Source organism: Pseudomonas sp. 24 E 13 (genome assembly GCF_900004715.1).
Classification (GTDB): domain Bacteria; phylum Pseudomonadota; class Gammaproteobacteria; order Pseudomonadales; family Pseudomonadaceae; genus Aquipseudomonas; species Aquipseudomonas orientalis_A.
Genome location: NZ_CVTO01000114.1, coordinates 25,128 through 35,365 on the forward strand (window position 1 = coordinate 25,128; position 10,238 = coordinate 35,365).

Annotated in this window: 3 protein-coding genes; all 3 read left to right on the forward strand. The window is 59.9% G+C overall.

The features are described from left to right. Positions 1-63: 63 nt before the first annotated feature. Positions 64-2,886, forward strand: coding sequence for a Tc toxin subunit A (locus BFP90_RS12400; RefSeq protein WP_065896816.1), 2,823 nt, complete (start codon positions 64-66; stop codon positions 2,884-2,886). Positions 2,887-2,888: 2 nt separating this feature from the next. Continuing rightward, the gene (locus BFP90_RS12405; RefSeq protein ID WP_065895476.1) at positions 2,889-7,703 is read left to right on the forward strand and encodes a Tc toxin subunit A-related protein; all 4,815 of its coding nucleotides are present in this window, start codon (positions 2,889-2,891) and stop codon (positions 7,701-7,703) included. Further along, a partial coding sequence (locus tag BFP90_RS12410; RefSeq protein WP_305118399.1) for a SpvB/TcaC N-terminal domain-containing protein occupies positions 7,700-10,238 on the forward strand: 2,539 nt, incomplete at its 3' end. The genes BFP90_RS12405 and BFP90_RS12410, both read left to right, overlap by 4 nt.

A 10,238-nucleotide genomic window follows, 5' to 3' on the forward strand; every position in this document is an offset into this window, starting at 1 on the left:
CTGCGTGATAGCGTTTTTCATTGCCCGCCGGACCCATCGGCGGGCGTGAAGGAACGTACGAATATGCAAGCCGACAGCAGCTCCTTGCTCGCTCAATTGATTGATCACTCACGCCCTCCCGCCCCCGGTCGGGACGATTTCAACAGCGCGCTGCAGCGCCTCGCCATTCACTCGGTATTCGACATTGTGCGACTCGGCGAAAAGGCCTTTGCAGAGCAACTGGCCACCTGCAACGACGACGATGCCCACGCGGTGTACCTCAAGGCTCGCAGCGCTGCTGCGCAACTGGAAAGCGTGTTTCGCGAACAGCAAGTCTCGTCGGACCGCCCTTCCCGGCGCGATAAACGCGATGTCGCCGCTCAAGACGGTGCCACCTACCAGGCGTTGTTCAAGGAAAACCGCGAACAGTTCTGCGCCAGTTCGTCCATTGCCGCCATCGATTCGCCGGCCGCCTACCTGCGCGCGCTTTATCTGTTCGCCCTGCAACTGGAACAGAATGCCAAGGGGGCGGACGCGGTCAAGCTGGCCGAGCGCCGCGCGGACCTGCAGGATCTGTTGATCGACCCACACAGCGTCGCGGGCCAGGTGCCCATGCTGTCGATCATCAATCACACCTTGCTGCGCAATATCGCCGGTGCCAACGACAACGACACCTACACACGACTGAGCAAAACCTGGTACCCCTTTTCACTGCCGTATCATTTTCACCACCAGCAATGCCGGCTGGGCTTGTCGGGCGACAGGCCCATGTTGGGTGAGTTGAACTATCGCATCAGTCGCCAGTTGCCCCTGGCCGCAGAAACCAGTACTTACGGGCAAGTCGTTACCCACAATCACGAGGTTCAATGTCTGTTATCGGGGCTGAGCCCTGAACAACAGGCGATGCTCAAAAGTGACTTGGCCTCGGCGCAGGATGCGCCGACGTTCTATCTGAGGTACTTCAACTGGACGGCCGCACAGGGCCCGGAAAACGTCACTGACTTTCTGCACCCTACGCAACTGGACGCCGAACAACTTCAAGCGCTGTTGGCGCTACAGACACAAACACCGCGCAAATCGCCTTACTGCAAGCAGGACACCGGGCTCACTTACGGTGCCTGTTACATCAATGGCGCGACGGCCCCCACACCCGCGATCAGCCTGGACAACAAGGCCCCCGCCAGGCTGGTCAACGTGAGCCTCGAGCGCTTCGACAGGCTGCAACGGATGATTAGGCTGCAGCGCTGGCTGGGCCTGCCGTTCGCACAATTGGACACCTTGCTGGTCAGCGCCATGCGCTGCGAAAACGCCGACAACCGCGCGCTGCTGATCACCCATAACACCCTTCGGGCGCTGGGGGTGTTTTGCCATCTGAGCAAGCGCTACAACTTGCAAGCCGAAGAGTTTGCCGCCTGGCTCCATCAGTTGCCGGTTCACGCCTCGGGTGAGCGCGTGTCATTGTTCGATCAGGTGTTCAACCGCGCAGGTTCCGCCTTGCCGCCCCTGTACCTGGACGGCAAGGCGTTCGACGCCACCACTGCACAACAACTCTGCGCCGGACTGGGCCTGCAAGACACCCAGGATTCGCTGCAACTGCTGATCGCCGATGGGCCTGCAACGCGTACGATCGAGACCGTCAGCGCACTGTATCGACAAGCGCGAATCGCCCGCCTGTTCGGCTTGTCGGTCATGGAATGCCAGCAACTGGCGCAGTTGCTCGGCAAAGCCAACGTCCTCACGCAACTGCGCAACCCGACACTGCGTCGCAATGCCATAGGCGCTACCGACTTTCTCGATGTGCTCATGCACCTGGAGTGGGCCAGCCGCTGGCTCAAGGAAAACGGCAACAGCCTGTCACTGTTCAGGCATCAGCTACTGCTTGACCAGCAGGTCCTGGACCCCGCCATCAACCTGCTGTTGAAAGAGTTCACGGCCTATGATCAGGCGTCCGTCTCCACAAAGTTGAACCTGCTTGAACTGCCTCGACAACCCTCTGACGAAACACCTCGCCTGCCCGCCGTTGACTGGCGATCCCTGATCCATCAGGTACTGCAACGGATGCGCTCGAACACGACCATCGAGGTGGCGCTCGATCAAGTGCTGGCTGGCGTTGTAATCACCACGGCCCCCAGACGCAGAGTCCTCCTCATCGAACAAACCAAATCCATGCTTCTTACCCTGGTGGGCACGCTACGTGATGAGCTCTGGGCGCTGTACGGGCGCCTCAAAGACATCATCCACGCCGTCCCCCAGCTGCCTGGCAACGCCAACGGGCATCAAAAATATGACCATCATGGGCATTTCCTGCGTTTGTACGCGCCCGGTGCCCCACCGCTGCAAACCCTCGGCTATCTGATCTTGCTGCTCCCTCACGCCGTCGATGTTCTGCAATGGCCGATCAGCCGCCAGGCGCTTGATCAATTTCTGGTAAACCCGCACTGGCTGGACAGCGATCATCAACCGTCCTCGTTACTGGAACTGACGCCGCACACCCTCTACCTCATGCAGCAGTTCAACCATTGCATCGACCGCTTCGGCCTGACCGAAGGACAGATTCTCGATTACTTCAGGCTGGCCAATACACCGCCCAGTAGCGCGGCACAAAACACCAGTGACGAAACCAACGAGCATCTGGCCCGACTCTGTGGCTGGAGTGCCAGCGAAATAGGCGTTTTCAGCGGCCAGCTGAGCCCGCCCCGCATTACCTCAATGGATCGCCTGGACTGGCTGCTGCGCTGCCGCCACGCCAGCAGCGCCACCGGACTGTCCGCCACGCAGCTGATTGCCGCCAGCCAACTTAAAACCGACTCGACGTTCGCTCAATGGAAGGCCGTCGGCGAGGCGCTGACCAGTGCGCATGCCTCTGCCATTGACACCCTGTCCCCTTTTGACCTGCTCAAGGACTGATCATGTCGCATTCGCTTGACCACCAGCTTAATGAAAGCCTGCGCGACGCCATGCTCGCGTACTACCTCACCCATAAGGTACCTCGCGCCCTCAAAGCCAGACTCAGCACGGCCGATGACCTTTACGCGTATTGGTTACTCGACGTGCAAGTCAGCCAGGCCGTGCCGACCAGCCCGGTCGCCTGTGCCGTTTCCAGCCTGCAGCAATACATCACCCGTATTCAACTGGGCCTTGAGCCGGGCTATGAACATCAGGGCATGACCGCGCAACAGAGCAAGGTCTGGCGCGAACAATTGCACAGCTACCCGCTCTGGAATGCCAGCCAGCAATTGCGCTACCACCCGGCCAACTATCTGGACCCGACGTTACGGCGTGACAAGACCGACAGTTTTCAACAGTTGGAAAACGATCTCAGCCAATACCGAATTCAAGCCGACGCCGTCGTCACGGCGGTTCAGAGTTACCTGGCCCGGTTCGAGGAAACCGCCAACATACGCACGATCAACGGCTATATCGACGCAGACTTGAGCAACCTGCATCGCGGCACTTATTACTTCATCGGCAAATCGAGCTCCGGGAACACCTATTACTGGCGCTCCCTGGACCTGTCCAGGCGCGCCGGCGCGGTGCTGTTGCAGGACGCCTGGTCGGACTGGAAAAAAATCAACCTGTCGGTCTCCGACGCTACCGCCGAGCAAAGCATCCGACCGGTGTATTTCAATAGCCGACTATTTTTCATCTGGGCCGAGTGCATCAAACCCACCCCAAGCAGTTCGTTCAAGCCGGCGCGATGGGATTCAGAGAAAAAGGAACTCCTGGCCGACTGGATCAATACCCACTACGTCCAATTCCGGCTCAATTTCTCGTATGAAAAACACGATGGCAGTTGGAGCGCACCCCAGGCGTGCATTGAGAAATACTGCGCGACCGAAGACGTCAACGCCTCGACCTCCGAGCTCCTCAAAAGCATTACGCAAACGGTGGCGATCGTTGATGACAACAGCACCCCTGCGCTTTTTTTAAGTGTCCTCGCCACCAGCCGCAAAGATCCCAAACAGCAGGATAATTTCATCGGCAAATTCTTCCAGGCCGTGCATATCGACCAGTCTTTCAACATCACCACCGTCGCCGATGGCGGTAGCCCCGAGCGCTACAGCGTGCTGCCCGACTCAGACGTGGACGAAGAAATAAACCGGCTGCTGGAACCCTTCGATCCGTCCCAGAAGACCAAAGTGCAGGCCATACTCAAGGGCCAGACGCACAGTCCCAACGGGTATTACAGCGAATTGCTGCCTGACAGCGCGCGGCACTTTCTCGCGCTCTTTGCGCACAAGAACCAGGGCAACTTGCAGTTCAAAATAACGCCCACGCCCGACTACACTATTTCCATAGCATCGCAGAAGATTTTCCAGGACAAGGCGCATTGGAACCATGAAAACAACCAGACAAAAATAAAGGACACCGACCGCACTCAGGTTTTTTTTGATTCAAACACCCATGAACTCGTGTTCTCTTCGACACTCAGTGACCGCTTCCAGCAGCCGTACACCGTCACAATAAACAAACTGCAGGGTGCGACCATTACGCTGATCACCCATGATGCGCTGGATGACCCGACAACGACTCAGCTTAAACTGAGCAAGGGGTCAAAAATTACCGGTGTATCGACAGCGTTGAAAACCAACTTTTACGCACTGTATTTTAGAAATTCGATCACGCAGGAAGAGTTCCCCAATGCTGTACATCATGCTGACGGCGCATTGTTTACTCATATAACAACCGCAACAGAGCCAGACACCCTATTGTTGGAAGGTCATTTCATCGAAAAAGACGCCTTCGTCAATTTATACACAAACAAACTCTTCGATTTCACCCTTAACCGTTACGGCGCTTTTTCCGAGCCCGAGAATAAAATCAACAAGCTGCATTCACAGAATGTGTTGCTGACCAAAAAGGCAAAAGTGACCACGCCCCACTTGCGCGCCTTTAAACACGTCATCATGAGTGCGAACTTCAAAGACTACCCCTTTACCGAGACCATTAACGCCAACTCTCATCGCATCATCAACTTCCAGGACACGGCCCACGAAAGCCTCACCGGATCGAGTGCCGAATTACCGGCCGGGCATCGGGTCACGACGCGCATTCCGGTGACACAGGAGCAGATGACCTCCGGCCTCACCCTGATCCATGGCGTGGTCACCCTTGAGCCCGAGAAAGACGGCACGAAAATCCTCGGCTATGCGTTGAATGCGGCGGTCCTGAAACTGACAACATCGGCTTCTGAGCCCATGCTCAACCCTCAACTGGCGCCGACGATCAGAAGGCTTGAGTCGGACAGAATCGGCACCGCTGAATTCATCGACTTCTCCAATAGCGGGGCAAGCCTGCCTGCCGGCCTGCCCGCCACCCTGCGCATGAATACCTGCTTTGCCGCAAAGCTGGTGCAGGCGGCAAATGTCAGCCTTGAACACCTGTTCTCGTTAACGCCAGAGACCTGGCAAGAACCTCCACTCACCCCCGAGGGTAAAGCGCAAGGCATTGACTTCCGGGGAGCCAACGGCAAGTACTTCTGGGAGCTGTTCCTGTACGTGCCCTGGCTGATCGCCCATCGCCTGAATCAGGAGCAGCAGTATGTCGAAGCTCAGGTCTGGATCAGCTACCTGTTCGACCCGGGGCGAGCAGCCGATGCCGCCAACGACCGGCCCGCCTTTTGGGGATTGCGCGAACTCGCCCGTGAAGAACGCCTGCCTGGTCACACCAGCCACGATCCCCATGAACTGGCGACACGCGCCCCCGTGTATTTTCGCAAGGCGATCTACCTGTTTTACCTGGACATCCTGATCAATCGCGGCGATGCGGACTATCGCCAGCTCACCCCGGACAGCCTGACCCAAGCCAAGCTCTGGTACACCCGAGCCCACCATTTCCTTGGCCCACGCCCCAAGGTCACCACCGCTGAACCCTGGGCGCAAATCACCCTTGCCACGTTGGCAACGCAGGGTTCTCAAGCGCTGAAAAGACTTGAGCAAACCCACCCCACCGTGGACATCAACCTGTCGGTCGAAGGCGATGCACCGGCTTCGCTGACGGACACCGACAACCTGTGCCTGCCTTTCAACACCGAGCTGGTGGCGCGCTGGGACAAGCTCGAAAGCCGTCTGCATAACCTGCGGCACAATCTTGACATCACCGGCAGCCCCTTGCGCCTGGCGCTCTACGCGGCCCCGCTGTCGCCGCTGAAGTTATTGGCCAGCCAGGGCAAAGGGGCTTTCAGCGAAAGCGCGGCAGCGCCGTTCATGGATGCGCAGGTCGGCCATTATCGCTTCCAGGTCATGCTGGGCCACGCGCTCACGGCCACCGAAGCGGTGATCCAACTCGGCAATACGCTGCTGAGCCTGATTGAACGCAAGGAACAGGCGGAATATCTGGAGTTACAGCAACAACAAGCGTGGGACCTGGCCAACATCGTCGTGACCCAGCAGACCCAGGCGTTGCAGATCGACGGGAAGAACCGGGAGGCACTCGACGCCAGTCGCCGCATGATCGAGTCGCGGATGCACTACTACGCACACCAGCTCACCGAAGGCATCAGCGCCGGGGAGTCCCACGCCGGCTGGCTCTACCTGCTCAGCAGCGGGTTCGACACCGCTGCTTCGGCCGCCGCCGTAGGGGCCGGCATCGCGATGGTGGCGCCGAATATCTTCGGCACCAGTGTCGGCGGCTCGCGCTGGGAAGGGCCGTTCTATGCCGCCCAAGCCTTGGCCCAGGGCGCTGCCACCGCGCTGCGTGGCGACGCCGCCGACCTGGATCGCTCCGAGCAATTCAACCGCCGGGCGCAGGAGTGGGCCCATGCCCAGGATCAGGCCCGACTCGAACTGGCCCAGGTCGATGCCCAACTACAAGCCTATGCCGAGCAGGAAAAAGCCACGCGCCTGCAATTGCGCCTGGCCGAGACCTCCCTGGCCCAGGCCTGGTCGACCTATCAATTGCTGGCCAAGCGCTTTTCCAAGGCGCAGCTGTATGACTGGCTCAATGCCCAGTTGAGCAAGTTCTACTATCAGCTCTATGACCTTGGCCTCTCCCTGTGCCGCACCGCCCAGGCGTGCTGGCAGTACGAGATAGCCGACCATGAGCGCACGTTTATCCAGCCCGGCGCCTGGAACAACAACTACCGTGGCTATCTGGCGGGCGAAGCGCTGAAGCTGTCGTTGTTGAACATGAACACGGCCTATTTGAACCATAACGTGCGGGACCTGGAGATCGTCAAAACCATTTCACTGCGTCACCGCCTGAACGAGTGCGAGGTCGCCTCGCCCGGCACCTCCCAGTCGCCGCCCTCCGGCCCTGAAGACAAATGGACACGCCTCAAACTGCAACTGGTCAGCAAAGGCAGGCTCTGTTTCAAATTGCCCGCCGCCCTGTTTGAGGAGGATTACCCCCGGCACATCCTGCGCCGGATCAAAGGCATCAGCGTATCGTTGCCCGCGACGCTGGGCCCCTATGAAGACATCAAGGCGATACTGACCCAGACCCGCAACGACATCGAACTGCCCACGGGCGAGCTGCGCACGGACATGCGTGCCCATCAGCAAATCGCCCTTTCCACCGGGCTGGACGACAACGGCCTGTTCACGCTCACGTTCGACAGCAACGAGCGTTACTTGCCGTTCGAATACACCGGGGCCATTTCCGACTGGACCCTGGAGTTTCCCAACCCGGACCGGCAGAAAGCCGTGCTGGAATCCATCAACGATATTGTCATTCACCTGCGCTACACCGCCAGGGCGGCCGCTGCCGGCGGGGGCCAGGCATGAGCGACGCCACTCACAACCTGCAGGTCAATACCCCGGCAATGCCCAAGGGCGGTGCCGCTATCCAGGGCACCGGCAAGGGCTGGGGCGATATCGGTTCCAGTGGTACGGCAAGCCTTGAGATTGCGTTGCCGATTTCGCCCGCGCGCGGCTATACGCCAGCCCTGTCGCTGACCTACCAGAGCGGCGCCGGTAACGGTCCCTTCGGCCTGGGCTGGGGCGTGCACCTGGGCGCCGTCAGCCGACGCACCTCCCATGGCGTGCCGGGGTACACGGTGGACGATGCATTGGTGGGCCCCGACGGGCAAATCTGGCTGCCGGAGCGCGACGCCGAGGGAGCGATCATCAGCAGCCCCCTTACATCCTTCAATGGCTTGCCACTGCCGCGCGAGTATACGGTTACGCGCCACTTCCCCAGGGTCGAAACCCGCTTCGACCGTATCGAACACTGGCAATCGGCAATCGACACGGCGGGCTTCTGGTTGCTGCGCGCTGCCGATGGCAGTCAGCACTTCTACGGAAAAACCCCGCTGGCCCGGATTGCCGATCCGGACCAGGCGCAGCATGTGGCGCAATGGTTGTTGCAGGAAAGCCTGAATGCCCACGGCGAGCACATTTATTATCACTACACCAAAGAAACCGACACCACGCGCTACCCCAGGGACTGCCGCGCCCGGCATTACCTGGACAGTGTCTGCTATGCCAACTTCAGCGCCAGGGAGCAGGAGCAGCTTTACCTCTGGCAGACCGACGATAAACCGGACAGGGGCTGGCACTTTCAATTGCTGTTCGATTACGGCGAACGCGCCCTTGAACTGGATCAACGGCCGACGTATCGCAAAATCCGCGACTGGCCGGCACGGCAAGACCCTTGCTCGGATTTTGCCTACGGCTTCGAGTTACGCACCCTGCGCCGTTGCAGCCAGATCCTGATGTTTCACCACTTCCCCAAAGAAGCGCGAATGGGCGCCGACCCGGTGCTGGTCAAGCGCCTGCTCCTGGAATACCGCACCTCCAGCCATGTCAGCCTGCTGAGCGCGGTCCATGAGCAGGCCTACGACAGCGCGGGCAATTGCGTGAGCCGCCCGCCGCTGGAGTGCTTTTACCAGACGAGCCAGCTCAAGGTCGATCCGAGCCGCTACCAGGCATTCAGTGCATTGCCCAGGCTGCATGACGGCGTGCGTTATCAACTGGTGGACCTGTATGGCGAAGGCCTGCCCGGTGTGTTGTACCACGTAGACAAAAGCTGGTATTACCATGAGCCGCTGAGACCGCAGCAGCCACGCACCGGCGACGAGGTGAGCTACGGCGCGGCGCTGGAGTTGACCCGCGTGCCGGTCGCCGACAGCACCCGGCCCGTGCACCAGGCGCTGGCCGATGTGGATGGCGATGGGCGTCTGGACTGGTTGGTGGCGGGTCCCGGAATGCATGGTTTTTTCAGCCTGGACGAACAGCGCAACTGGTCAGCCTATACGCCGTTCGATGCCTTCCCCTCGGAGTTCTTCCACGCCCAGGGCCTGCTCGCCGACCTGATGGGGGCAGGCCGTCATGACTTTGCGATGATCGGCCCGCGCAGCGTGCGCCTGTATGAAAATCGCCGACCCGCCGGCTTCGCCCCTCCCACCGAAGTGGCGCACAGGCCTGACGATAGCTTGCCGGTCATTTCCACTTCGCCCAACGAAGTGGTGGCGTTCAGCGATGTACTCGCCACGGGTCAACAGCATCTGGTGCGAATCCGCCACAACGAAGTCAAATGCTGGCCGAACCTGGGGCGCGGCCGTTTTGGCCAGGGGTTTGTATTGGCCACATTGCCGTTGCGGTATCAGACGTTCAACGCGGCGCATGTACTGCTCGTCGACCTCAACGGCGGCGGCGCAGCAGACTTGCTGTACCTGAGCGCCACGCACCTGAACATCTTCCTCAACAAAGGCGGCAACGGTTTCGAGACACAGGCGATCAAAGTCCCGTGGCCTAAGGGCGTGCAGTACGACGATCACTGCCAGGTCAGCGTCGTCGATGTGCTCGGCCTGGGCTGTCCGAGCCTGATCCTGACGGCTGTCCATCAGACCCCGGTTCATTGGCGCTACGACTTTTTCAACCACAAGCCCTGGCTGCTCACACGCACCGACAACAACATGGGCGCCCAGGCGTCGATCAAATATCGCAGCAGTGCCCAGGAGTGGCTGGACGAAAAACGCGAGCTGCAGGCCCAGGGTCAGCCCGCGATCAGCCAGTTACCCTTTGCGCTGCTGCTGGCCAGCCAACACACCCAGCGCGATGAAATTACCGGCAACCAGTTGACCCGCCGCATGAGCTACCGCCAGGCGTATTACGACCGTGTGGACCGCGAGTTCCGTGGCTTCGGGCTGTTGCTGCAAACCGACACCGACAACCCCAAGGACGCCCCCCTCACGCCGGGCTCCAGCGCACCCTTGCTCAGCAAGACCTGGTTCCATACCGGACGATCCCTTGACATGCCCTGCCTCGGCCGCAGCACGCACGACCCGCACGCCAAGCCCCTCGGCCGCACGCTGGTCA

Bases quoted from the DNA above. Each gene is read 5' to 3' on its own strand.
- BFP90_RS12405 (WP_065895476.1), top strand. From the start codon at position 2,889: ATGTCGCATTCGCTTGACCACCAGCTTAATGAAAGCCTGCGCGACGCC.
- BFP90_RS12400 (WP_065896816.1), top strand. From the start codon at position 64: ATGCAAGCCGACAGCAGCTCCTTGCTCGCTCAATTGATTGATCACTCA.